General features: G+C 72.3%; 22 protein-coding genes. 7 read left to right on the forward strand and 15 right to left on the reverse strand.

Going from position 1 to position 24,840, the window contains the following annotated elements; all coding sequences use genetic code 11:
* Nucleotides 1-3 precede the first annotated feature (3 nt).
* Entirely contained in the window at nucleotides 4-1,935 is a 1,932-nt protein-coding gene (locus AMIR_RS32545; RefSeq protein WP_015805251.1) for a type VII secretion-associated protein, read from the reverse strand.
* 583 nt (nucleotides 1,936-2,518) lie between these two features.
* Here AMIR_RS32545 and AMIR_RS32550 point away from each other — a divergent pair.
* Nucleotides 2,519-3,160, forward strand: a complete 642-nt coding sequence (locus AMIR_RS32550) for a hypothetical protein (RefSeq protein ID WP_015805252.1) — start codon at nucleotides 2,519-2,521, stop codon at nucleotides 3,158-3,160.
* Nucleotides 3,161-3,261: 101 nt separating this feature from the next.
* Here the strand turns inward: AMIR_RS32550 and AMIR_RS32555 are convergent, their stop codons facing one another.
* Nucleotides 3,262-7,263: a type VII secretion protein EccC gene (locus AMIR_RS32555; protein WP_015805253.1), complete on the reverse strand. Its 4,002-nt coding sequence runs from the start codon at nucleotides 7,261-7,263 to the stop codon at nucleotides 3,262-3,264.
* A 282-nt stretch (nucleotides 7,264-7,545) separates the two neighbouring features.
* Here AMIR_RS32555 and eccD point away from each other — a divergent pair, with 282 nt between their 5' ends.
* Both eccD and mycP read left to right on the forward strand, forming a co-directional pair.
* Nucleotides 7,546-8,940, forward strand: coding sequence for a type VII secretion integral membrane protein EccD (eccD, locus tag AMIR_RS32560; protein WP_015805254.1), 1,395 nt, complete (start codon nucleotides 7,546-7,548; stop codon nucleotides 8,938-8,940).
* A gap of 11 nt (nucleotides 8,941-8,951) precedes the next feature.
* Complete coding sequence (mycP, locus tag AMIR_RS32565) at nucleotides 8,952-10,430, forward strand: type VII secretion-associated serine protease mycosin (RefSeq protein WP_015805255.1); 1,479 nt, start codon at nucleotides 8,952-8,954, stop codon at nucleotides 10,428-10,430.
* A gap of 202 nt (nucleotides 10,431-10,632) precedes the next feature.
* On the opposite strand, the gene AMIR_RS43005 is transcribed toward mycP, so the two are convergent.
* From AMIR_RS43005 to eccB, 3 genes are all read right to left on the reverse strand, one after another.
* Nucleotides 10,633-11,772, reverse strand: a complete 1,140-nt coding sequence (locus AMIR_RS43005; protein WP_015805256.1) for a WXG100 family type VII secretion target — start codon at nucleotides 11,770-11,772, stop codon at nucleotides 10,633-10,635.
* 14 nt (nucleotides 11,773-11,786) lie between these two features.
* Nucleotides 11,787-12,131 carry a hypothetical protein gene (locus AMIR_RS32575; RefSeq protein WP_015805257.1) on the reverse strand — a complete coding sequence of 115 codons (345 nt, stop codon included), beginning with the start codon at nucleotides 12,129-12,131 and terminating at the stop codon, nucleotides 11,787-11,789.
* A 388-nt stretch (nucleotides 12,132-12,519) separates the two neighbouring features.
* Nucleotides 12,520-14,142 carry a type VII secretion protein EccB gene (gene eccB, locus AMIR_RS32580; RefSeq protein WP_015805258.1) on the reverse strand — a complete coding sequence of 541 codons (1,623 nt, stop codon included), beginning with the start codon at nucleotides 14,140-14,142 and terminating at the stop codon, nucleotides 12,520-12,522.
* A 233-nt stretch (nucleotides 14,143-14,375) separates the two neighbouring features.
* On the opposite strand from eccB, the gene eccE reads away from it, so the two are divergent.
* From eccE to AMIR_RS32595, 3 genes are all read left to right on the forward strand, one after another.
* Entirely contained in the window at nucleotides 14,376-15,704 is a 1,329-nt protein-coding gene (eccE, locus tag AMIR_RS32585; RefSeq protein WP_015805259.1) for a type VII secretion protein EccE, read from the forward strand.
* A complete protein-coding gene (locus AMIR_RS32590; RefSeq protein WP_015805260.1) occupies nucleotides 15,701-16,426 on the forward strand; it encodes a hypothetical protein in 726 nt (241 codons plus the stop codon). The genes eccE and AMIR_RS32590 overlap by 4 nt, the downstream gene beginning before the upstream one ends.
* 299 nt (nucleotides 16,427-16,725) lie before the next feature.
* Complete coding sequence (locus AMIR_RS32595; protein ID WP_015805261.1) at nucleotides 16,726-18,285, forward strand: S8 family peptidase; 1,560 nt, start codon at nucleotides 16,726-16,728, stop codon at nucleotides 18,283-18,285.
* 89 nt (nucleotides 18,286-18,374) lie between these two features.
* On the opposite strand, the gene truA is transcribed toward AMIR_RS32595, so the two are convergent.
* The 10 genes from truA to AMIR_RS32645 form a co-directional block, all read right to left on the reverse strand.
* The gene (gene truA / locus AMIR_RS32600; protein ID WP_015805262.1) at nucleotides 18,375-19,319 is read right to left on the reverse strand and encodes a tRNA pseudouridine(38-40) synthase TruA; all 945 of its coding nucleotides are present in this window, start codon (nucleotides 19,317-19,319) and stop codon (nucleotides 18,375-18,377) included.
* A complete protein-coding gene (gene rplQ, locus AMIR_RS32605; protein WP_015805263.1) occupies nucleotides 19,316-19,906 on the reverse strand; it encodes a 50S ribosomal protein L17 in 591 nt (196 codons plus the stop codon). The genes truA and rplQ overlap by 4 nt, the downstream gene beginning before the upstream one ends.
* A gap of 58 nt (nucleotides 19,907-19,964) precedes the next feature.
* Nucleotides 19,965-21,017 (reverse strand): DNA-directed RNA polymerase subunit alpha, encoded by a 1,053-nt coding sequence (locus AMIR_RS32610; RefSeq protein ID WP_015805264.1) that lies wholly within the window; start codon nucleotides 21,015-21,017, stop codon nucleotides 19,965-19,967.
* A gap of 145 nt (nucleotides 21,018-21,162) precedes the next feature.
* Nucleotides 21,163-21,768 (reverse strand): 30S ribosomal protein S4, encoded by a 606-nt coding sequence (gene rpsD / locus AMIR_RS32615; RefSeq protein WP_015805265.1) that lies wholly within the window; start codon nucleotides 21,766-21,768, stop codon nucleotides 21,163-21,165.
* Between the two features lie 23 nt (nucleotides 21,769-21,791).
* A complete protein-coding gene (gene rpsK, locus AMIR_RS32620) occupies nucleotides 21,792-22,199 on the reverse strand; it encodes a 30S ribosomal protein S11 (RefSeq protein ID WP_015805266.1) in 408 nt (135 codons plus the stop codon).
* 32 nt (nucleotides 22,200-22,231) lie between these two features.
* Complete coding sequence (rpsM, locus tag AMIR_RS32625) at nucleotides 22,232-22,612, reverse strand: 30S ribosomal protein S13 (RefSeq protein ID WP_015805267.1); 381 nt, start codon at nucleotides 22,610-22,612, stop codon at nucleotides 22,232-22,234.
* Between the two features lie 217 nt (nucleotides 22,613-22,829).
* Nucleotides 22,830-22,943, reverse strand: a complete 114-nt coding sequence (gene rpmJ / locus AMIR_RS32630; protein ID WP_010148647.1) for a 50S ribosomal protein L36 — start codon at nucleotides 22,941-22,943, stop codon at nucleotides 22,830-22,832.
* 50 nt (nucleotides 22,944-22,993) lie between these two features.
* On the reverse strand, nucleotides 22,994-23,215 hold the full coding sequence (gene infA / locus AMIR_RS32635; RefSeq protein WP_005166804.1) for a translation initiation factor IF-1: 222 nt from the start codon (nucleotides 23,213-23,215) through the stop codon (nucleotides 22,994-22,996).
* Between the two features lie 152 nt (nucleotides 23,216-23,367).
* The gene (locus AMIR_RS32640; RefSeq protein WP_015805268.1) at nucleotides 23,368-23,925 is read right to left on the reverse strand and encodes a DUF1707 SHOCT-like domain-containing protein; all 558 of its coding nucleotides are present in this window, start codon (nucleotides 23,923-23,925) and stop codon (nucleotides 23,368-23,370) included.
* 30 nt (nucleotides 23,926-23,955) lie between these two features.
* Complete coding sequence (locus tag AMIR_RS32645; protein ID WP_015805269.1) at nucleotides 23,956-24,432, reverse strand: DUF1707 SHOCT-like domain-containing protein; 477 nt, start codon at nucleotides 24,430-24,432, stop codon at nucleotides 23,956-23,958.
* A 184-nt stretch (nucleotides 24,433-24,616) separates the two neighbouring features.
* Here AMIR_RS32645 and AMIR_RS43010 point away from each other — a divergent pair, with 184 nt between their 5' ends.
* Entirely contained in the window at nucleotides 24,617-24,748 is a 132-nt protein-coding gene (locus AMIR_RS43010; RefSeq protein WP_015805270.1) for a hypothetical protein, read from the forward strand.
* The last annotated feature ends 92 nt before the right edge of the window (nucleotides 24,749-24,840 follow it).

The following is a 24,840-nucleotide window of genomic DNA, read 5'->3' on the forward strand; positions in this document are numbered from 1 at the left end:
GCGTCAGCTCGTCACGGACAGGGTCCGCACCACGTGCTCGCAGGCGGACCGCACCCGCTCGCGGTCCTGGTCCGCGTACCGGCAGCCGACGCTGACCTGCACGCGCCCCTGGAACACCACGTACCAGTCGGTCGAGGCGCCCTGGCCCGCTTCGCGGAAGCGCACCACATCCTTGTCCGCGAACGACGCCCGCGCGTCGAAATCGGACAAGTTGCCCCCGCCCGCCTCGTACTGGGCGCGCAGCTCGGCCTCCGCGCGGCCGGGTTCGGCGGTCGCGTCGTAGTTGAGCTTGCGCTCCTGCACGACGAGCACGGCCCCGTCGCCCGCCGAGCCCGAGGGCTTGAGCTGCACCCTGCGCTCCTGCGCGTCGCTGCCGGACTGCTCCCAGCCCTCGGGCCGGGAGAAGCGGTAGTCGTACTGGGCCGTGACGCGCTCGTCGGCGGCGGGCGGCGGGGACGGGCTCGGACCGGGACCCGATCCGGACCACCAGCCGCCCGCGAGCGCGTAGGCGGTGGCCGCGCCGACCACGAGGACCAGCGCGAGCACCCCGCCGACCACCAGCGGCACCCGGCTGCGGCGCGCGGGCGGGCGCGGCTGCGGCGGGAGGGTGCTCGGGAAGTGGGTCAGCCGGGGCGGCGGCAGCGGGGGCGGGAGCTGCTGGGGCAGGGGCTGCGACGGGGACTGCGGGGACGGGGGCTGCGGGGCGAACGGGCCGGGCTGCGGCGGCATCGTCATCCGCCGGGTGATCTTGCGGGTGGGCCCGTCGGTCCGGGGGATCTCCCCCGCGGTGAGCTTGCGGGTGGCGGCCTCGTCGGCCGGGGTGATCCGGGTGGTCGGGCCCTCGGTCCCGGACGCGCGGGGCTTGTCGGCCGGACCGGGCGCGGACGCGAGCAGCGCGCCCCTGGCCACCACGGTCTCCGGCTGGTCGATGCTGGTCGGCACCGCGCCGGTCTGCTCCAGCACCAGCCGCGCCACCAGCGGCACCCGGCTCGTGCCGCCGACCAGGAACACCGCCGCCAGCGCGCCGGGCTCCAGCCCGGCGGCGCGCGCGGTGGAGGCCACCAGCCCGGCGGCCCGCGCCAGCGGCTCGGCCACCAGCCGCTCCAGGTCGAGCCTGGTCACGTGCGCGTCGGGCAGCGGCGGCGGCAGCGGCACGTCGGTGTAGGAGTGCCGGGACAGGGTCTCCTTGGCGCCGCGCACGTCCTGCCGCAGCACCCGCCGCTTGCGCCGGTCGGCCAGCTCCCGCCCCTCCACGAGCTGCGCCCACGCCGCGCGGTCGGCCTCGGCGAGCGAGCCGCCGATGTGCTCCAGCAGCGCCTGGTCGATGTCCGCGCCGCCGAAGCCGGGGTCGCCCTCGGTGGCCAGCACCTGGAACGCCCCGGCGCGGCGCACCACGACGCTGGCGTCGACCGTGCCGCCGCCCAGATCGAGCACGGCCAGCGCGGCGCCCTCGGGCACCGCGTGCGACGCGGAGTGGAACACCGCGGCGGCGACCGGTTCCGGCACCAGCCGGACCTCGCGGCCCAGCCCGTGCGCGGCCCGCAGCAGCACGCCGGTGCGCACCGGGCCCCACGCGGCGGGGTGGGTGAGCACGAGCTGGTCGACCGGGGCGCCGCCCGCGAAGCGCCTGGCCTCGTCCACGGCGCGGGACAGCACGGCGCGCACCGCGTCGGCCACCGGCAGCACCGTGGTGCCCAGGAGCAGCTCGGACTCGTCGACGCGGCGCTTCGGGTGCGGCTCGTAGCGCGCGGGGTCCACGGCGGCCTGCCGCTCGGCCTCCTGGCCGACGAACAGGGTGCCGTCGGCGGCGGCGAACACGGCGGACGGGACGATCGGCTGGCCGTCGACCACGACGACCTGCGGTTCCCTGCCGCGCACCGAGACGGCCACGCAGGTGCTGGACGTGCCGAAGTCGACGGCGACGCGCAGGCTCATCCGCACCTCCCCGCGTCCGACCGGGGCCTGCCGGGACCATGCATACAGGATGGGTGCGACGGCCTGCCGCCCGGTGCGCACTGCGCAGCAGTGCGGAACCCCCGACCACCGCGCCCCGACCCCCGGCTGAGGCTCATCCGGTGTGGCTTCGACCTGGCGGGCGCCGACCGTCACGTGACCGGTCCGGTTCTCGTCCGGACCACGGCCGAGCACCCCGCGCGGACCGGTGAGAACTCTCACGGGCGTGAAGCGGTGGAACTCGCCCGTCCCCCGGTCGGGGCGTTCCGGTGAACTTCCGGAGCGCCTTCCGGAGCGGTTCGGGGAAAGGGGCCCTGGCATCCGCTCACCGGGAAGTGCATCCTTCTCGGACACCCGGTCCGGTGATTCCCGATCGGCGCTCACGGAGACGTGATGGCTGGTCAGCAGCCTGTGACCGGTGCCGGAAGGACTTGAGGGGAACAACCGGCGGAACAACCGAAGGGGGTGGTCAACCCACGTGTTCGCGTGTTCGGCTGGATCATATCGGCGGTGCGCGCCGGGTTTCCCGCCCGAACGCCCCCGCCACCCCGGAACGGAGCCCGAGATGACGACGGAAGCCGCGTTATCCGCACCCCACCAGCTGACCGGTGAGCACGCGCTGCGCTACGCGGGCCACTGGACGTGCGCGCTGCGCGAGCTGGCCACGGTGCGCTCGCTGCCCGAGCGCGGCTCGGACGCGGACAGCTCGCTGCGCAGGGTCGCGCGCGAGCTGAGCCCGGCGCGCCTGATCGCCCGGCCGCTGGCCGTGCCGCTGCCGGACACGACCGCGATCCGGGACGACGCCGACCGCGCCGTCGCCCGCTTCGGGCGGGTGCGCGCCGGGTCGGTGCACGCCCACGTGAGCGAGCGCACGGTGGCGACCGTCGCGGAGTGGGGACTGCCCTCGCTGGTGCTGGAGCTGACCGGGTTGCGGGTCAGCGAGCACCTGCGGATGAACTTCACCGCGGGCCGGGTCGAGCTGAAGGTGGACTCGCGCCGCTTCGGCGACCTGCTGCTGGTGGTCCCGCTGGACGGCGGGGAGACGGTGGTGGCCCAGCCCTGGGGCGTGGAGCGGTACGAGGGGGCGCTGCTGCTGGACAGCACGTGCACGCCGTACGGGCGCCTGTCGGGCCTGGCGCTGAACGTGGGGCTGCGCAGGCTCACCAGGGGAGCCGGGTCCGGGAAGCGGCCCGTCGGGGCGCGCTGAGGGCCGGGCGGGCCGCCCACCCCTCCCCCGGATCACGACCTGGAACGCCGAGGACCCCGCCTCCCTGTCGGGAAGGCGGGGTCCTCGGCGTTCGAGCGCCCTTACTCCGGCTGGATCCAGGCGAACTGCACGCGCTGCTGCCCCAGCTTGCGGGTCACCAGCGTGCCCCGGCCGGGGGGCTGCGGCGAGGCCTTGAGGTTGCCGACGATGGCGCCCTCCTCCTTCGAACCGGAGCCCACCATGATCGGCGCCGAGATCTCCTTGAGCTTGCCCAGGATCGGGTCGTACATGGCCCTGGACGCGCCACCCATGCGGCGGACCACGATCACGTGCAGGCCGACGTCCTTGGCCTGCGGGATGAACTCCGCCAGCGGGGCCAGCGGGTTCTGGCTGCCCTGCGGGGCGACCAGGTCGTAGTCGTCGACGATGACGAAGAGCTCGGGGCCCTTCCACCAGGACCGGTTGCGCAGCTGGTCCTGCGTGACGTCCGGTCCGGGCAGGCGGCCCTTCATCGAGCCCTGCACGTCCTTGATCATGTCGACCAGCTGGGTGGACGAGACCGCGTAGGAGAGCAGGTGGTCGGTCTCGATGTACCCGAGCATCGTGCGCCGGTAGTCGACCAGCATGATCAGCGCCTCGTTCGAGGTGTAGCTGTTCATGATGCCGCGCACGATGGTGCGCAGCATGTTGGTCTTGCCCGCCTCGCCGTCGGCCAGCGACATGAAGTGCGGGTCGGCGTCGAAGTCCAGGTAGACCGGGGCCAGCTCGTCCTCGTTGACGCCGATCGGGACCAGGTGGCCCCGGTTCGGGTTGGTCGTGGCGACCGCCGTCATGAGCTCCTGGTACGGCAGCAGGTCGGGCAGCAGTCGCACGGAGGGCGCGTGGCGCCCGCGCCAGGAGCCGCTCACCTTGTTGATCATGTCCTGCACGCCCGCCGCCACGCTCTCGGGGTCCGAGAAGGTGTCGATGCGCGGCAGGGCGACCAGGAAGTGCAGCTTCTGCGGCGACAGACCGCGACCGGGGCGGCCGGGCGGGACGTTGACGGCGACCTTGCGGTCCACGTCGGACTCGCTCGGGTCGCCGAGCCGCAGCTCAAGCCGGGTGCCCAGGAGGTCCTTCATCGCGGGCCGGATCTCGGCCCACCGGTTGGCCGCCACGACGAGGTGCACGCCGTAGGACAGGCCCTGCGCGGCGAGCGCCTGGACCATCGGCTCCAGCGCCTCGAACTCCTGCCGGAAGTTCATCCAGCCGTCGACGACGAGGAACGCGTCGCCGAAGTCGTCGTCGCGGATCTCGCCCCGGCGCCTGCGGTTGCGGAACTCGACCATCGAGTCGATGCCCTGCGCCCGGAACCGCCGCTCGCGCTCGGCGATCAGACCGGTCAGCTCGGCGACCATGCGGCGCGCCTTGTCCACGTCGAGCCGGGAGGCGAAGCCACCGACGTGCGGCAGCCGCTCCAGCGAGGCGAGCGTGCCACCACCGAGGTCGAGGCAGTAGAACTGCACCTCCTCGGGCGTGTGGGTCAGCGCCATCGACGTGATCAGGGTGCGGAGCATCATCGACTTGCCGGACTGCGGGCCGCCCACGATCGCGCCGTGACCGGCGGCGCCGGAGAAGTCCGCCCACAGGTCGTCGCGCCGCTGCTCGAACGGCTTGTCGACCACGCCCAGCGGCACGGCGAGCCTGCCGTTCGCCGGGTAGCCGGGCGCGCACAGGCCCCGGTCGTCGGTCTGCTGGAGCGGCGGGAGGATCGCGTCGAGGGTCGGCGGCTCGTTCAGCGGCGGCAGCCACACCTCGTGGGCGTCCGGGCCCTGGTGCTTGAGCCTGCGGACGATGACCTCGAGCTCGCTCTCCTCGTTCTTGTCGTCCTCCTTCTTGACCTCGACCACCTGCGGCTTGGGCCGCTCGGGCTCCTTGGGGATCTCGATGTAGTCGGGCACGAAGTACCGGGGGCGCTTGTCGCTGCTCACCGGGGCCGCCGGGCCCGCCACCTGGATGCCCGCCGGGCGGTAGGGGCCGGACACGTACAGCGCCTTGAACCGGATCAGGCCGGAGCCCTGCACCGACAGGTAGCCGGAACCGGGGATGGGCGGCAGCTCGTAGGCGTCGGGGACGCCGATCGCGGCTCGCGACTCCGCCGGGGAGAAGGTCTTCAGACCGATCCGGTACGACAGGTAGGTGTCGAGACCGCGCAGCTTGCCCTCCTCCAGGCGCTGCGACGCCAGGAGCATGTGCATCTGCAGCGACCGGCCGACGCGGCCGATCTGGAGGAAGATGTCGATGAAGTCCGGCTTGGCCGTCAGCATCTCGGAGAACTCGTCGATGCAGATGAACAGCGCGGGCAGCGGGTCGAGGTCGGCGCCGTTCTCACGGGCCTTCTCGTAGTCCCAGACGTTCTTGTAGTTGCCCTTCGCCAGGACCTCCTGGCGGCGGGACACCTCACCGGCGATCGCGTCCTTCATGCGGTCGACGAGGGTCAGGTCGCCCGCCAGGTTGGTGATCGTCGCGGCGACGTGCGGCGCGTCGTCCAGGCCGAGGAACGTCGCGCCGCCCTTGAAGTCGACCAGGATCATGTTGAGCGCGGTCGACGAGTGCGTGGCCAGCAGGCCGAGCACGAGGGTGCGCAGGAACTCGGACTTGCCGGAACCGGTGGCGCCGATGCACAGGCCGTGCGGGCCCATGCCGTTCTCGGCCGCCTCCTTGATGTCCAGCTCGACGGCCTGGCCGAACTCGCCGATGCCGAACGGCACGCGGTACCGGTCGTGCATGGGGCGCGGGCGCCAGGCCTGCTGCACGTCGAAGGTCATCGGGTCGCCGGGGATGCCGAGCAGCTCCAGCAGGGCCGGGTTGGCCGACAGCGGGTCCTCGGTGTCGCCGCCGGCGTCGCCCATGCCGCCGATGCGGTACGGGGAGAGCCTGCGGGCCAGCGCCTCGACCTCGGTGATGCTGAGCGAGTCGGGGCCGCCGAACCACTCCACGCCGCTGGCGCTGCGGGCGCCGAGCTTGCCGTCCTCGATCACCAGGCGCAGGCCGCGCCGGGCGGTCAGGTTGCCCAGGGACTCGGACAGGTCGAGCAGGGTGACGCCGACCAGGCCCTCCTCCAGGAGGATCTGCTCCTCCCTGGTCACGTCGCCGTCGTCGATGACGATGACGATGTGCGGCTGGTCGCTGGGCGGCGGGGCGTTGCGGGTGAACCGCTGGCGCTCGCGCAGCTGCTCGTCCAGCATCGCCTCGACCTCGGCGAGCGAGCTGGCCATCATGCGCAGCTGGCCGATGCCGTCGACGATCGACGGGTGCTGCACGTGCGGCAGCCACTTCGCCCACTCCCACTCGGCCTTGGTGCGGCCGGTGGTGACGACCGCGATGAGCAGGTCGTCGGGCGAGTGGAAGGTGGCCATCTGCGCGATGAGGGCGCGGGCCAGGCCGCGCTTCTCGTTGATCTCCCCGATCAGGCCGACGGCCGCGAAGCCGCGCAGCGCGATCGAGATGGGCAGGTCCGGCACCAGCGAGTGGGCGCGCACGAAGCGGCGCAGCGCCAGGGTCGCGATGGGCTCCAGCTCCTCGACGGGGCCGGTCTGCGGCGGGACGAGCCGGGTGGCCAGCCGCTGCGAGCCGCGGCCCGCGCGCAGGTGGCAGAAGTCCGGGTCGGACTGCCTGCGCTCCCACATGCGCCGCGTGGTGGCGAGCGACCAGAGCATCTGCGGGTCGGGGTGGACCCACTCGCGCTCGGCGCGCTGCTCGTCGGCGGCCTCGCGCGCGCGGTCGCGCATCTGGCCGAGGTACCGCAGGTAGTCCTTGCGGTCCTCGTTCATCTCGGCCTTCTTCTGGCCCTTCCCGGAGCCCATGCCGCTGGCCATCATGCCGATGGTCGACACCAGCATCATCCCCGGCATGATCATCGCCGCCGGGCTCCGATTGCTGTACGTGAACATCAGCGCCATCATGCCCACGGACGAGATGATCATGACGACGGGCATCGCCTTCATCATGATGTTGCCGGGGATGACGCGGGGCACCTCGGGCGGCGGTTCGAGGTGGACCTCACCGCCGGGCGGTCGGGGCGCAGCAAGGCGCGCCATGCGCTTGAACTGCAGCGTGCTCACCGAACAGGCACCTCACACAACTAGTAAGACCATCGCCTGGCACGGGCTCTTCGGCCCAGACCACGGGCGCTGACGCCCGGCCGACCGGCAACCGACACTATGGCGCATCACGGCGCGCCACGTCGGTGGGTCCGGGAAAACAACGGGCAACGGCTTCACCCGAAGCGACCTGCCGGCGGGGCCGCTGGGGCCATACTTGGGGCCGCCCGGTCGGCGTCGAGGTCGCCGAATAGGGTCGGGCGACCCGCAAGCACACACTCTTCCAGGAATTAGGGGGCGCTGGTGGCGACCGGTACGACGGTGTTCAGCCGGGTGACGGTGGTGGCGCCGCGAACGCGTATCGACGTCGCGCTTCCCGCCGACGTCGCGGTGGCCGACCTGCTGCCGATGCTGCTCGACATGGCCAAGGAGGCGACGCCCGACGGTGGCGTGCGCCACGGCGGGTGGTGCCTGGCCAAGCTGGGCGACAGCCCGCTCGACCCCGGCCGCACGCTGGCGTCGCTGGGGGTCGTGGACGGCGAGCTGCTTCAGCTGCGCAAGCGCAACGAGAACCCTCCCCCTCCGCTGTACGACGACGTCGTCGACGCGATCGCGGAGTCCGACCCGGACAGCTACCGGCCGTGGACCAAGGAGACCGCCCGCAAGTACGGCCACATCGCGGGCGCGCTCGGCCTGGCCGCCGCCGCCGTCGCGGTGCTGCTGGCGGGCCCGGTGGGCGGTGGCACGAGCCTGGCCGCCGCCATCAGCGCGGGCATCGCGGCCATCGTCGCGATCGCGGCGGGCACGGTCGTGGCGCGGTCCTACTCGGCGACCGGCACGGGCGTGCTGATCGTCGCGGCGGGCAGCCTGCCGATGGCCTACGTGGCCGGGCTCTACGCGGTCCCCGGCCCGGTCGGCATGGCGAACCTGCTGCTGGCCAGCGTGCTGGTGCTGATCTTCGCCGCGGTGGCGATCCTGCTCATCGGCCGGGGCATCACGGTGTTCATCGCCGCGGCCACGGCGGGCGCGCTGAGCGCGGTGGCGTTCCTGATCGGCCTGTTCGTCGAGCACCCGATGGTCGGCATCGCCGCCGCCACCTCGGCGGTGAGCCTGGCCGCGCTGTCCGCGCTGCCCAGGCTGACCATCCAGCTCGCGAAGCTGCCCCTCCCCATGGTCCCCACGAACGCGGAGGACCTGAAGGAGGACACCGGCTTCCCGGAGTACGCGGTCATCGAGCGGCGCACGGCGAACGCGCACGAGTACCTGACCGGCATGATCATCGGCTGCGGCAGCGTCGCGGCGCTGTTCGCGGTCATCGCCGCCGGTGACGGCACGGTGTTCGGCCCGATCCTGGCGATCGTGGTCACCCTCGTGCTGCTGCTGCGCGGCCGGGCCTACGCCAACGGCGCCCAGGCGGTCGCTCTGCTGGTGAGCGGCATGTTCGCGGGCGCGGGCGTGCTGGTCGGCTGGCTGGTGCAGTCCTCGCCCGGCGACCGGCTGCTGTTCGTCTTCGGCGCGCTGATCCTGGTCGGCGCGGTGTCGCTGGTGCTCGGTGTGATCTTCCCCCAGCAGAAGTTCTCCCCGGTGCTGCGCCGCACCGTGGACGTGCTGGAGGCCATCCTGATCGCGGCCGTGCTCCCGCTGGCGCTCGCCGTCATGGACATGTACGTGGTCATGCGCCAGCTCCTCCCGGCCTGAGGTTGGTGACCATGCGACGCACGACCCGCAGGGCGGCGGCGGTCACGGCCGTGGCCATGACCCTGCTCACCGCGCCGGGCGCGCTCGCCCAGCCCGCCGGGGACGACAGCCCGTCGAGCAGCGCGCCGAGCAGCACCACGAAGAAGGCGCCGAACTCGCAGCCGCCCGCGCTGGACAAGGGCGCGCGACCGGCCGTCGGCGCGGCCAGCCCGGACGTGGACTACAAGCAGCACCTGTCCTGCATCACCTCCAGCACCGGCAACCAGAAGATCGCCGAGAAGCCGTGGGGCCAGATGCAGCTGCGGCTGGAGGAGGCGCACCGCTTCGCCACCGGCAAGGGCATCAAGCTGGCCGTCATCGACACCGGCGTGAACGGCAAGCAGCCGAGGCTGGAGGGCCGGGTCCAGGCGGGCGGCGACTACGTCGGCAAGAACGAGGGCAACGGCGCGGTCGACTGCGACGGCCACGGCACCGAGGTGGCGGGCGTCGCGGCGGCCGGGCGGGACCCGGAGACGGGGTTCGTCGGGGCCGCGCCGGAGGCCCAGATCCTGGCCTACCGGCAGACCAGCGCGCACTACAAGTTCGACGACCCGGCCAAGCAGGACAGCAGGCCCACGGCGGGCAAGGTCGGCACGCTGGCCCGCGCCATCGTGAAGGCCGCCGAGGACGGCGCGGACGTCATCAACATCTCGCTGACCGCGTGCGAGACGCCGAACCCGAACGGCTCCAGCGCCCAGGAGAAGCAGCTCCAGGCCGCGATCGACTGGGCGGTCAACACCAAGGACGCCGTCATCGTCACGGCGGCGGGCAACCTGGTGGCGAGCGACCCGAACAGCAAGTCCAGCGGGTGCGCGAGCCAGAACGACAACGCGGACCCCGAGACGGTCAAGGTCGTCGCCTCGCCGCCCTGGTACGCCGACGACGTGCTGTCGGTGGCGTCCATGAGCCAGCAGGGCGGGGTGTCGTCCTTCTCGGTGTGGGGCCCGTGGGTGAGCGTCGCGGCGCCCGGCGAGGACATCGTCACGCTGGACCCGGCGGGCAGCGGCCTGACCAACGCGACGGTGGACCAGAACGGGCAGGCCGCGCGCATCCAGGGCACCAGCTTCGCCGCGCCGTACGTGGCGGGCGTGGTCGCGATGGTGCGCGAGCGCTTCCCTGAGCTGAACGCGCACCAGGTGATGGACCGGATCAAGTCGACGGCCCAGCACCCCGGCAACCCCGGCGGCAGCGACCACAAGGTCGGCGCGGGCATGGTCAACCCGATCGCCGCGCTCACGGCCGAGCTGCCGCTGGAGCAGGCGGGGGCGAAGCCGGAGAACCCGGAGCAGATCTTCACCGACCTGAACAACGGGGCGCCGCCGAGCAGGACGCCGATGATCGTGGCGCTGGCGGGCACCGGGATCGGGGTCGGGGCGCTGCTGCTGACCCTGTTCGTCGTCCACACGGTGGGCCGGAACCGGGAGCGGAAACCGGTGAAGTCGGCTTTCTGACACGACAAAAGAAAAGGGCCGTCGGGAGGAATTCCTCCCGACGGCCCTTTTCTTCATGTCCGAGGTTTTTCGTCACGCGCGGTGATCGCAGCGCCCACTCACGGCGGTATCCGTCGCCCCAAGGGGTGGAACTTTCCTTCGGCAAGCCGAAGTGAGCGCGGTGAATTTTCCCGCAGCGGCCGGAACCGCTCCGCCAACCGGGTCAGTCCTCGCCGAGCACCGGCGGCGCGCTCCGCTTCGGCTTCCCGTAGACCTCTTCGATGGTGCCGGTGAGCCGGAACTTGGACTTGTGCTCCTTCTCGCCGCCCTGCTGGCCGCCGGGAGCGCCGCCCATCATGCCGCCGCCCATCATCCCCATGCCGCCCGCGCCGCCCGCCGCACCGGCTCCCCCGGCGCCCGCGGCCGCCGCGGTCCTGGTGGCCGCGCCACCGCCCTGCTCGGTGACGGCGCTGTAGCCGCCGGGCTGCAACTGCCCCTGGGAGCCGCCGGAACCGGGCGCGGGCCCCAGCGGGACGGAGCCGCCACCACCGCCCCCGAGGCCGCTCACCGAGCCGCCACCGCCACCGCCGCCGGAACCGGCGCCCACCGCGCCACCGCCGCCGGACGAGGCTTTCTGCGTCCCGGCCTCCGCGAGGGGCTCAGCGGGCTTCTCAGCCGCCTTCCCGGCCTCCTTCCGGGCCTCCTCGGCGTCCGGGACGGCCTTCTTCTCGGCGGGCGTCGACGACTTCCAGTCCTGCTCGGGGAACCGGTGGTCCATCCGCACCTCGGCGAACCCGTCCTCGCCCTCGCCGGACACCGAGTCGCACAGCCGCAGGAACCCCTCCAGCATGTCCCGCACCGACTCGTGCAGCTCGCGGGCCGGGTCGCGCAGCTCCTCCAGGTGCTGGAGCACCCTGCGATCCCCGTCCACCGGGAGCGCGGCGGCGGCCGACACCGCCTCCGCCGCGTCGGCGAACAGCGAGGCCATCTCCTCCACGGCCCCGCGCACCCCGTCGGCGGTCGCGTCGAGCGCGTCGCCCATGACGTTCATGGCGTCGGACAGGTCGTGCCCGGCCAGCCCGACCTGCTGCATGTGCCGGACGAACGACTCGGCGTCCGCGCCCTGCCAGGCCGAGTCGAGCTTGCCCAGCGGCTTGGTCAGGTCGCGGGTGACGTGCTCGGCGACGAGCCCGGCCCTGCGCCAGCGCTCCGCCTCCGCGTGCAGGTCCGCCCACTTGCCCACGACGGGCTGGAAGTACTCCTCGACCAGGTCGCGCGCGCCGAGCCTGCGGCTGATGCCGGACAGGTAGTCCAGCTCCGGCTCGATCCTCGCGGCGATCTGGTGGCCGTCCTCGCGCGCCATCCCCGGTCCTCCCGCTAGCCCTGCTGCCGCTCGACGGCGCGGAGCATCGCCACCACTTCCTCGTCCTGCCCGCCGTAGCTGTCGGCCACCGCCGCGAGCCCCTCGGCCGCCGAGCCGAGCGTCCCGCAGGCCCGGTCGAGCTGCTGGTTGAGCACCTCGGCGGCGCGCCGGTAGGACTCGGCGCTGCGCAGGGAGCGCCCGAGGTCGCCAAACGCCGTGGTGAGCGTCGGCCCCGAGCGCAGCTCGTCGCGCGCCTTCCCCAGCTCGTCGGCGGCCTCGCCGACCCGCCGCGCGTACAGCTCCAGCCAACGGGCGTCGACCTCGACCTTCCCGCTGCCCCTGCCCACCTGCTCGACCACGTTCGCCCCCCAGACCTCTTCCCTCAGACGAACTGGGGGACGGCGCGGTTCCCCGGAAGCGAGCGAGCGAGCTTCCGGAACCCCACCCCGGACAACCCGACCGCCCCGTGCACCCCCCACCAGGACCACCGCCCCACCGCAGCCGCCCGCCCACCACGACCACAGCAGCAGCCCGCCCACCACAACCACCGCAGCCGCCCGCCCACCACAACCACCACCCCACCGCAGCCGCCCACCCACCCGGACCACCACCCCACCACGCCCCCACCACGCCCCCCCCGAACGCACGTCGGGCCCGGCATCTGCCGGGCCCGACGTCGCGCGACTGGTGCGGCCCTCCGGTCGCGCGCTGGTCCTCACCAGCGCGTCCCCGGCGGCCGGGGCGGGGTCAGCCGCCCGCCGCCTGGTTGCTCCCCGGAAGCGTCCCGAGGCTCTTGTCCGTCGGGATGGAGTCCCAGCTCCGCGACGCGTCGTTCCGGTTCATCTGCGGCCCGTTGGGCAGCAGCCGCAGGATCGACTCGGGCCCCGGCGCGAAGCCGTCCTGCCCGAGGCCGAGCGCGGCGGCCGTCGCCGAGTCCGGGACGCCGTACTTCACGCCCCGGCCGGTGATGATGTGGATCGGGCCGCTGCCGAAGTCCTGGGTGGACGTCGCCGAGCGGACCACGGCCGACTTGCCGGAGGCCATGACGAAGAAGTCCACGACCTCGCCGGTCGCGCCCACCTGGTTGATCCGCACCGGCACCGACGTGTTCTGCGTGGGCAGCGACGGCGCGATGGTCACCTGGGTGTGCTGCGACTTGTTGCCCGCGTTCACGTCCTTCGCGCTCCACCCGAGGCAGACCACGACGTTGTTCTGGTTGGGCACCAGGACGTCGGGGACCTCGCTCGGGTAGTCGAGCAGGTCGAGCGGGTTGGCCGGGCGCAGGGACTCGTTGATCTTGGCGATGTCGACCGGCTTGGGGGAGCCCTGCTCGCGGCTCGCCCTGATCAGGTCGCCGGACGCCTTGCTGATCTCCTGCAGGCCGTCCTTGAGCGCCACGTAGAACACCGAGCTCTCACCGGTGCGCTCGACCTCGATGACGTCGCCGACCTTCAGCTTCTCGCCCGTGACGTAGTCGATCGCGGTGCCCTGGCTCTCGATCTTCGGGGCGACGAGCTCCTTCGCCTCGGGGATCGCGTTGAGCAGGCCGACGCTGACCGCCCTGGGCTCCTTGCCGGTCAGGTTCAGCGCGTTGCGCACCTCGGGCTTGGTCAGGTCGACCTTCGCCCGCACGGTGCTCGTGGAGGTGATCTTGGAGTTCACCGGCGCCTTGTAGACCAGGTAGGTCGCCGCGTCGTCCGCGCCCGCCTTGACCAGCAGCGCCTTGTTGCCGTCGAGCAGCGAACCGCCGCCGCTGACGCCCGCGAGGACCGTGGTCTCGAACTTGCCCTTGGACGCGGGGTTGTTGAGCGTGTCGTCCAGGTCGAGCCGGTCGCACACCGACCACTCCGAGCCGATGCGGCCCGCCGGGTCGGCGGGCAGCACGTCCGGCCCGTCCGGGATGCCGGTCAGCCGCCCCTTGGGCAGCTTGGCCAGCGCCTTCTCGCTCACCAGCTTGGGCTCGCCGCCCGCGGCCCCGCCGCCCGTGCCCGCCGCGTCGCCGCCGCCCACGGCCCCCTGGGACTGGTCCGGCGAGGACTGCTGGAACAGCAGCAGCCGCGCGGACGCCAGGTTCGTCATGGGGACCAGGACCTTGGGGTTGTTCTGGACCACGTAGACCTGGCCGGTCTCCTTGCTGATGGCGATCTGCGTCTGGTCGTCGACCTGGGGGTCGGGCGAGAAGAAGCCGTAGACCATGAAGCCGAGGAGGCCGATGACGCCGAGCAGCACGCCGACGGCGGTCGCACGTGAGTGCGTGCGCATCGGGTCGTGCAGCATGACGGCGTCTCGGCGCACCAGGGCTGACTGCATCCGGCGCAGCACGAAGCGGTACGCCTGGACCTGTGACTTGGTGGTGGGTGTTGATGCCATTCTCGGCTCGCTGCTCTCCCAGTCGCGGTACGGTTCTGCACGATAGCCGGAGCAGAGGTAACCCGTACGCGGGATCGTGAAGACCCCACAGGGTGACACTCGAACCGGCATCCTCCTCGCCGCCCGAGGCGCACAGAACACCGAGGGGAAAGAGACCAGATCGGATGTCCGTGACCACTCCTCGCCCTGGACCGGGGCAGGGCCCCGGCCGGGGGCAGCCGCCCAGGCCAGGGATGCCCCGTCCCCCGCAGCCCCCGCCCCAGGGCCGTCCCGGCCCGGCCGGTGGCGGCGCGCAGGGGGTGCCCGCCTCCGCTCTGCGCGCCCGCAGGCGCGCCTCCGGTTCGAGCCTCGGCTCGCTGCCGGTCGCCAACCTGGTCGTCCTCGAGGTCGGCTTCGCCATCGGCCTGCTCCTGCTCGCCATCGGCGCCACCGGGGACGGCATCGACCCGGTCCTGATGTACTCCGCCGGTGGCGTGCTGCTGGTCGCCCTGATCCTGGCGTTCGCCAGGTCGCGCGGGCGCTGGCTGACCCAGTGGATCGTCCTGGTCGCGCGCTACAGCACGCGCTCGCACAGCCGCACCGCCAAGACCGACGCGCCCGCCGAGTCCAAGCCGCAGGCGGAGGAGTCCTCCGTCATCGGCCCCGAGGACCCGAGGGTCGCGCTGCTGCGCCTGGCCGTGCCCGACCTGGTGATCGCGAAGGGCGTCGACCACGAGCGCAGGCCGCTGGGCCTGGCCTGGCACCAGGGCGCCTGGACCGCCGTGCTGCTGGTCGACCCGACGCCCGGCCTGATCAACCCGGTCGGCAGCGCGCCGAACCTGCCGCTGGGCGCGCTGGTCCCGTGCCTGGAGGACCGCGGCGTGGTGCTGGACGCCATCTCGGTGATCTGGCACTGCTACCCCGGCAGCGCCTCGCTGTCCGCGAACTCGCCCGCGCTGACCTCGTACCTGGAGCTGCTGGGCCCGCTGCCCACCGCGTCCCGGCGCACCACGTGGATCGCCGTGCGGCTGGACCCGAAGCGCTGCGCCGCGGCGATCCGGGAGCGCGGCGGCGGCGTCGTGGGCGCGCACCGCGCCCTCATCGGCGCGCTGTCCCGCGTCCGCAACGCCCTGGAGTCCGTCGGCGTGTCGATCCGGCCGCTGGACGCCGACGAGCTGATCCGCGCGGGCATCTCGGCCGCCGAGCTGACCTCGGTCGCGGGCTCGGCGAACCCGGTGTCGCTGCGCGAGAAGTGGTCGGGCGTCTCCGCGGGCGGCGTCGGCCACTCCAGCTACGCCATCACCGGCTGGCCGTCGAAGGGGATGCGCGCCAACCTGAACGGCCTGACCGGCGTGCGCGCGCTGTCGTCCACGCTGTCCATGTCGATCTCGCCGAGCAGCGAGGACGGCCGGGTCGGCCTGCGCGGCCTCGTGCGGGTCAGCGCCCGCAACCAGGCGCAGCTCGACACCGCCGACACCAAGCTCAAGGCGATGTCGGACAAGCTGGACATCACCCTGACCCCGCTGAACGGGATGCAGGTGGCCGGCCTGTCCGCGACCCTCCCGCTGGGGGGCGTCGCGTGACCAACTCCCGACTGCTGGACAACCGGGGCGTCGGCAAGGGCGTCGCGCCCGAGTTCCTGGTGGACCCGAAGCTGCTGGACGTCACCAGCCCCTCCGGCGAGCGCGGCGGCATGATCTTCGGCTCCGGCCCGCAGGGCGAGCCGGTGACGGTCTCCGTGCTGCGCAACGCCCCGACCCGCATGGCGATGGTGGGCGGCCTGTACCTGGCGCGGCAGATCGCGCTGCGGGCCGCCGCGACCGGCGCCACCGTGGTGATCGCGACCGGGCGCCCGCGCGCGTGGGCCCCGGTGATCCAGGCGACCGGGGCCAACCCGGAGGACCGGAACTCGCCGGTGCAGCTGCGCAGGCTGAGCCCGGTCGAGCTGCCCCGGCCGTCCGAGGACAGCCCGGTGCTGGTGCTGCACGACGGCGGCCACGTGCCGCAGGAGCTGTTCCCGCCGCGCTCGCCGTGGCAGACGACGATGTACGTGCTGCCCTACCTGCACCCGCAGGCGTCCAGCACGATCGTCAACTCGGAGCTGGTGCTGTTCCAGCGGATGCCGATCCAGCAGGCGCAGCAGGTGTGCCAGACGATGCGCAGGCCGCCGCAGCTGGCGCAGCAGCTGACCACGCTCAAGGACGACCAGGTGATCGCCGCGGGCTTCAACCTGTGGATGCCGCTGCGCCTGGTCACGAACCCGGCCGAGCAGCAGATCCTGGGCGCGGTGCGCCGGGGCGACTGACCCGCCGCCGACCGCCTCGAAGCGCCCCGGAGCCCAGTGCTCCGGGGCGCTTCCCTTTGCCCGTCGGGTTTCCGGGGCCGGGCGGTTCCTGAAACGACGGTGTTTCGGTCGTGGAAACGCTGTGACCGCAGGGAAGCGGCTTCCCGCAGTCAGCCGGACGCCGGGGAGCGGGCATTAGCCTGACTTCCCCTCCGGGTCCTTGCGCGGCTCTCCCCCCGCCGGCTACGAACTAACGGATCGTGCCCGGCCGGTTGCGCTCCGGCAGTGGCCAGGGCACGCCCGGCGAGAGGGGAACCGGCATGGACGTTCGCGGGACAGGGGTCAGACGGCTGGCCGGGATCGGACTGGCCTCGGCGACGGCGTGGGCGGTCACGGCGGCGCTGGTGGCGGCACCCGCCTCGGCGGCCGGGGGCGACCTGCGGGGGCTGGGCGCGGAGAACGCCATCGCGGACAGCTACATCGTGGTGCTGAAGGGCGACGCCGGGGTCGCCGCGAGCGCCTTGGGGAGCAGGTACGGCGCGCGGGTCGAGCGGACCTACAGCAGCGCCCTGAAGGGCTTCTCCGCGCGGATGAGCGAGAAGCAGGCGCGGGAGCTGGCCGCCGACCCGGCGGTCGACTACGTCGAGCAGGACGCGGTCGTGAAGGTCGCCGACACGCAGTCCCCGGTGCCCTCGTGGGGCGTCGACCGGGTCGACCAGGGGCCGCTGCCGCTGGACGGCTCGTACACCTACCCGAACGGCGGCGAGGGCGTCACCGCGTACGTCATCGACACCGGCATCCGCTTCTCGCACAGCGACTTCGGCGGGCGCGCCACGTCCGGCAGGGACACCGTCGACAACGACGACGACGCCTCGGACTGCGACGGCCACGGCACGCACGTGTCCGGCACGATCGGCGGCGCCGCGCACGGCGTGGCCAAGCGGGTGTCGCTGGTCGGCGTGCGGGTGCTGGACTGCGCGGGCGAGGGCACCTGGGCGCAGGTCATCGGCGGCGTGGACTGGGTGACCGCGAACGCGGTGAAGCCCGCCGTGGCCAACATGAGCCTGGGCGGCGGCGGCAACGACGCGCTGGACCAGGCGGTGCGCGGCTCCATCGCCTCCGGCGTGGTCTACGCGCTGGCGGCGGGCAACAACTACGGCGGCGACGCCTGCACCCGCTCGCCCGCCCGCACCCCCGAGGCCATCACGGTCGGCTCGACGGCGCGCACCGACGCCCGCTCCGACTTCTCGAACATCGGCGCCTGCCTGGACGTCTACGCGCCGGGCACGGACATCACCTCGGCCTGGCTGACCGACGACACCGCCACCAACACCATCAGCGGCACCTCCATGGCCACCCCGCACGTCGCGGGCGCGGTGGCGGTCTACCTGGCCGCGAACCAGACCGCGACGCCGCAGCAGGTCCGCGACGCGCTGGTCGAGGCCGCCACGCCGGGCCTGGTCACCAACCCCGGCACGGGGTCGCCGAACAAGCTGCTCAGGGTCATCGGCGAGCCCGCCGTGCCGCCCACCGGCTGCCGCGGCGTGGTGAACGACGAGGACGTCGCCGTGCCCGACCTCGGCTCGGCCACCAGCTCGATCACCATCAGCGGCTGCGCCGGGAAGGCGAGCGCGGGCTCGTCGGTCGACGTGCGGGTGAAGCACACCTACCGGGGCGACCTGTCGCTGGACCTGATCACGCCGTCCGGGGTCGTGCAGCAGCTGAAGGTGCACTCCAGCGCGGACGGCGCGGACGACCTGACCGCGACCTACCGGCTGAACCTGTCGTCGGAGACCGCGAACGGCACCTGGCAGCTGCGGGTCCGGGACCACTTCCCGCAGGACACCGGGTTCATCGACGGGTGGACGTTGAACTTGTAGTGACCGCTGGTTGAACGACTCCGGGGACGGGACGGCGCACCGCCGCAGCGGGCCGTCCCGTCCCCAGGGGCAGTCGCTCTCAGCGGCCGTCACGCTTCAGGCGGCGACCCTCCAGGCCACCCTGCGGGCCGCTCCGCGACCCGCACCCGGATGTTCCGCGTGATCTCGGCCCGAGCCGCCAGGTCCTCGTCGGCCGGGTAGTCCACCCGCACCAGGGACAGCCCGTGCGGCGGGGCCACCGTCACCTCGCTGGACCGGCTGTGCAGCGACAGCAGCGACGCGGGCCACTCCACCGGCTTGCGCCCCTCGCCCACCGCGAGCAGGGCCCCCACCAGGCTCCGCACCATCGAGTGGCAGAAGGCGTCCGCCGAGACGAACGCGGTCAGCAGGTCGCCCTCGCGCACCCACTCCAGCCGCTGGAGCTCCCGGATCGTCGTGGCGCCCTCCCTGCGGCGGCAGTAGGCGCAGAAGTCCCGCTCCCCCAGCATGAGCCCGGACGCGGCGTTCATCGCCGCCACGTCGAGCTGACGGGGCCAGGCGAGGGTGTCCAGCCTGCGCAGCGGGTGCGCGCCGAACGGCGCGTCGGTCACCCGGTACTCGTAGTGCCGCCGCAGCGCCGCGAAGCGGGCGTCGAAGGCGGCGGGCACGACCCGCGCCGAGAACACCCGGACGTCGGCGGGCAGCGCGCGGGCCAGCCGCTTGGGCAGCCCGGCCACGTCGGCGGCCTCCGGCAGGTCGACGTGCGCCACCTGCCCGGCCGCGTGCACGCCGGCGTCGGTGCGGCCTGCCACGGTCAGCACGACGTCCTCGCGCAGCACCGTGGACATGGTGTCCTCCAGCACCCCGCAGACCGTGCGGCGGTTCGGCTGGCGGGCCCAGCCGGAGAACTCGGTGCCGTCGTACGCCAGGTCCAGCCGGACGCGGACTCGGCCGCCCCCGTCACCGGCGCCGTCCCCGTCAGCACCCGGAACACCGGCGAGCCCGCCGCCCCCGGTGGGGGCGACGGGCTCGCGGGTGGTGCTGGAGTCGCTCAGGACTCGTCCTTCTTGTCCTCGGCCTTGGCCGCGGTGCCCTCCTCGGACTTGGCCTCGGCGCCCTCGGCGGGCTCCTCGGACGCGTCCTTGGTGGCGGACTCGGGGGCCTCGGCGTCCTGGTCGACGGCCTTGGCCTCCTCGACCTTGGTCTCCTCGGCGGGAGCCTCGGTCTTGGCCTCGTCCTTGGCGAACTTGGTGCTCCGCGCCTTCTCGGCCTCGGAGGTCACCGTCTTCTGCTGCACCAGCTCGATGACGGCCATGGGGGCGTTGTCGCCCTTGCGGTTCAGCGTCTTCGTGATGCGGGTGTAGCCGCCGGAGCGGTCCGCGAAGAACGGACCGATCTCGGCCACCAGCTTGTGGACGATGTCCTTGTCGCGGATCACCTTCATGATCTCGCGACGGTTGTGCAGGTCACCGACCTTGGCCTTGGTGATCAGCTTCTCGGCGTACGGGCGCAGCCGCTTGGCCTTCGCCTCGGTCGTGGTGATGCGACCGTGGGTGAACAGCGACGTGGCCAGGTTGGCCAGCATGAGCCGCTCGTGGGCCGGCGAGCCACCGAGACGGGGTCCCTTGGTGGGGGTGGGCATCGAATTGCTCCTCGGATTTCTTTCTGATCCTCTGCTCCGGCCCGGCCGCTAAGCGGCCTCAGAGCTGCTCGGTCTCCGCGTAGTCCTGGCCGTCGTCGTGGGAGTCCACGGACGAGTCCGCGCCCCACCCCTCAGCGGGGTAGTCGGACGCGGCGGCCGAGGGGTCGAACCCGGGAGGGCTGTCCTTCAGCGCGAGGCCCAGACCGACGAGCTTCATCTTGACCTCGTCGATGGACTTCGCGCCGAAGTTGCGGATGTCCAGCAGGTCCGCCTCGCTGCGCGAGACGAGCTCGCCCACCGTGTGGATGCCCTCGCGCTTGAGGCAGTTGTAGGACCGGACGGTGAGGTCCAGGTCCTCGATCGGCATCGCGAACGCCGCGATGGTGTCCGCCTCGGCGGGCGAGGGTCCGATCTCGATGCCCTCGGCGTCGACGTTCAGCTCGCGAGCGAGGCCGAACAGCTCCACCAGGGTCTTGCCCGCCGACGCCACGGCGTCGCGCGGCGTGATGGAGGGCTTGCTCTCGACGTCGAGGATCAGCTTGTCGAAGTCGGTCCGCTGCTCGACACGGGTGGCCTCGACCTTGTAGGTCACCTTCATGACGGGCGAGTAGATCGAGTCGACGGGGATGCGGCCGATCTCGGCACCGGCCTGCTTGTTCTGGACGGCGGGGACGTAGCCGCGACCGCGCTCGACGACGAGCTCGATCTCCAGCTTGCCCTTGCCGTTCAGGGTGGCGATGTGCAGGTCGGGGTTGTGCACGGTCACACCGGCCGGGGGCACGATGTCACCGGCGGTCACCGCACCGGGCCCCTGCTTGCGCAGGTACATGGTCACCGGCTCGTCCTCCTCGGAGCTGACGACCAGCTCCTTGAGGTTGAGGATGATGTCGGTGACGTCCTCCTTCACACCGGGCACGGTGGTGAACTCGTGCAGCACGCCGTCGATGCGGATGCTGGTCACGGCCGCGCCGGGGATGGAGGACAGCAGGGTGCGGCGGATGGAGTTGCCGAGGGTGTAGCCGAAACCCGGCTCCAGCGGCTCGATGACGAACCGGGAGCGGGTCTCGCTGACCGCTTCCTCGCTGAGCGAGGGGCGCTGGGAAATCAGCACTGGGTTCTTCCTCTCTGAACCCGGCGACCGCTATTTGACGCCGGGAGAGCCAGTCGCGGAGACCGGCAAACGCGTTCGGCACACCATTTAGTGCCGTCGCGGGACCCGACTGGAGGGCGGCCCGTCGGGCCGCCCTCCAGGAGGATCACTTCGAGTAGAGCTCGACGATCAGCTGCTCGGTGACGGGCGTGTCGATCTGCGCCCGCTCCGGGAGCTGGTGCACCAGGATCCGCAGGTTCGACGGGACGACCTGCAGCCACGCCGGCACCGGACGGTCGCCGAAGGACGCGCGCGCGGCCTCGAAGGGCAGCAGCGGCAGCGACTTGGGCTTGACGTCGATGATGTCGAACTTCGACACCTGGTAGCTCGGGATGTTCACCTTGTGGCCGTTGACCAGGAAGTGACCGTGGCTGACCAGCTGGCGGGCCTGACGGCGGGTGCGGGCCAGACCGGCGCGGTACACCACGTTGTCCAGGCGCGACTCGAGGATCTGCAGCAGGTTCTCACCGGTCTTGCCGGTGCGGCGAACCGCTTCCTTGTAGTAGCGGACGAACTGCTTCTCAAGGATGCCGTACGTGTAGCGAGCCTTCTGCTTCTCCTGCAGCTGCAGGAGGTACTCGGACTCCTTGATGCGCCCTCGGCCGTGCTGGCCGGGCGGGTAGGGGCGGCGCTCGAACGCCTGGTCCCCACCGATGAGGTCGACCTTGAGGCGACGCGAGATGCGCGTGGCCGGTCCGGTGTAGCGAGCCATGAGTGCTTACTCCTCCCCGTGCCTCAGACCCGGCGCCGCTTGGGCGGGCGGCAGCCGTTGTGGGGCTGCGGGGTCACGTCCTGGATGGTGCCGACCTCGAGGCCGGCGGCCTGCAGCGAACGGATCGCGGTCTCGCGGCCGGAGCCGGGACCCTTCACGAACACGTCCACCTTGCGCACGCCGTGCTCGGCGGCCTTGCGCGCGGCGTTCTCCGCGGCCATCTGCGCGGCGAAGGGCGTCGACTTGCGCGAGCCCTTGAAGCCGACGTGGCCTGCGGAAGCCCAGCTGATCACGTTGCCCAGCGGGTCCGTGATGGACACGATGGTGTTGTTGAACGTGCTCTTGATGTGGGCCTGGCCGTGCGAGATGTTCTTCTTTTCCTTGCGCCGGACCTTCTTGACCCCGGCGCCCTGACGGGTCTTGGGTGGCATTCTGGGTGATCTCCTACTTCAGGTGCGCGAGGTTACTTCTTGCCGGCCTTCTTCTTGCCCGCAACGGTCTTCTTCGGACCCTTGCGAGTGCGCGCGTTCGTCTTGGTGCGCTGCCCGCGGACGGGCAGGTTGCGACGGTGGCGCAGGCCTTCGTAGCAACCGATCTCCATCTTGCGACGGATGTCGGCCTGGATCTCGCGGCGGAGATCACCCTCAAGCTTGAAGTGCTCTTCGATGTAGTCCCGCAGCTTGGCGAGGTCGTCGTCACCGAGGTCCTTCACCCGGAGGTCCGGGGAGATCTCGGTGGCCTTCAGCAGCTCCTTGGAGCGCGTACGACCGATGCCGAAGATGTAGGTGAGCGCGATCTCCAACCGCTTTTCGCGGGGGAGGTCGACGCCAGCGAGTCGTGCCATTCGGCGCTTGCTCCTAACAGTGGTGTCGCTCCAGGTTTGCTCCTCGCCCGTTCCCGGGACTGACTCGCTGCGTCAGTTCCGCCCGCTCTCGCGGGCGGCGTCCCGGCCCCGGCCTGGAGTCCGGGGGTGTGCCCACGCCCCCTGTCAGGGGTGTGGGCAGGTGCGAAGAGGCTTGCTTGTCTTTAGCGTCGTGGCGAACGACGACAGCGGGTGCTGCTCAGCCCTGGCGCTGCTTGTGGCGCAGGTTCTCGCAGATCACCATGACCCGGCCGTGACGGCGGATCACCTTGCACTTGTCGCAGATCTTCTTGACGCTCGGCTGAACCTTCACGCCTGAGCTCTCCTGCTTGTGGCCGAGTGCCCGTGACCGGGCACCGGAGGTCACTTGTAGCGGTAGACGATGCGCCCGCGGGACAGGTCGTAGGGCGAGAGCTCCACGACAACCCGGTCCTCGGGGAGGATTCGGATGTAGTGCTGACGCATCTTGCCGCTGATGTGCGCCAGGACCTTGTGCCCGTTCTCCAACTCGACTCGGAACATCGCGTTGGGAAGCGGCTCGACTACGCGGCCCTCGACCTCAATGGCCCCGTCCTTCTTGCCCATGTCCTCCGCGTTTCGTGACGGTGGGTACTTCCGGATTAGGGCACGCACGACCCCGAGTCCGTCTAGGCCCTTGCGAACCTGCTGCCTGCCGGGGTCTGACGACCTCCACGGGCATGGCGGAACCGGCGCGACGTGTGCGCCACCGCCCCATACTACGCGCCGTCGCCCGAACGCCCAAATCGGGTGACCATGGCCGCCAGGGCGACCCAGATCCACCACGGATGAGGCATGATCTCGGCCCGCAGCGCGGCCAGGCCCCACACCAGGAAGACGACGACGGCGAGCACGCTCAGCGCGTCGGACAGGTCCCGCGAGTTCCAGGCGTTGACCAGCGTGGTCGCCCACTCGGGCCGGTCGGCGGGCGCGCCCTCCTGCCGGGCGGACGCCTCGGCGGAGCGGGAGCGCGCGGATCCGGGCTCGGCGCGCGGCGGCTCGGCGGCGGGCAGGTGGTCGGCCGACCGGGGCACGGACGGGTCCTGCGAGCGCCAGCCGTTGACCAGAGCGGACAGCCACGAGGCCCGCTCGGGGGGCGCCTGCGGGGCCTCCGGGCGCGGCGGCCCGGTCAGCGCGGCGGTCAGCTCGGCGTACGTGCTCGCCGCCCGCACCTCGCCCGAGCGCCGCCGCAGCTCGCCCTCGCTGATCCGCCCCTCGGCGCGGGCCTCGCCCAGCACCTCCAGCGCCTGCGCCTTGTCGCGCTCCTCGGCAGTCACCGCTCCCCCGTCCCTCCGGTCCCCCCGAAGCTACCCGCGCACCCGCTGCTCGCGGGGGGCGAGCCACCACAGCGCGCCCAGCGCGGCGCCGAGGGGCGCGGTGAACCAGAGGAACCAGGGGTAGTCGAGCCCGTGCCCGTCGATGAAGTCGGAGACGTTGACCAGCAGCCAGACGACGAAGTTCAGCGCGCTCACCGCGAGCCAGACCTGGGTGAGGACCCGGAGCACGCGGTGGTACTTCGAGTCGGGCCGGGAGTACCCGGCGGTCGGCGCGGGCGCCTGCGGCCGGGGGCGGAAGTCGAGCGGCTCGGTGTCCGGCACCGGCAGGTCCGCGATGAGCCGGGCGAGGTCCCCGCGCGTCCTGGCGCGCAGCGCCTCCACGACGCGCTCGTCGAACTCGGTCACGTCGAGGGAGCCCTCGACGTGGGCGCGCCGGAGGAAGTCCTGGACCTGCTCGCGGTCCTTGTCCGAGACCCTGATGTCCTCGGGCTTCACGGGTTCGATCACACCTCCATGGTGGCGACCCACGACCCCGAGCGGTATCCAGGTAGCCCCCGTCCACGGGGGAAGAAACCCCACCCCCCTTAGCCCGTTGGTGTGACAGCGGGACCGTTCGGGCCACGTCCGGGTGAAGCATCCGGTGGAATACCCCTACCGGGACCGCACGCGTCCCGGCGGGAGGTGGGAACCCGTGCTGACCACGGCTCTGCTGCTGGCCGGGATCGCGTCCTGCGCCCTGCTGACCACCGGACTGGCCGCGCGCCGCTGCCCCGCGGGCTGCGCGCCCGGCGAGTGCGACGCGGCCGGGCACGACGAGGTCTGACCGAGGCCCCCGAGGCCCGGTCCTGACCGGGCCCGGTCCGAACAGGCCCGGTCCGAACAGGCCCGGAACGCAGGCTCAGAACGCAGAGCGGC

The organism is Actinosynnema mirum DSM 43827, from assembly GCF_000023245.1.
Taxonomy (GTDB): Bacteria; Actinomycetota; Actinomycetes; order Mycobacteriales; family Pseudonocardiaceae; genus Actinosynnema; species Actinosynnema mirum.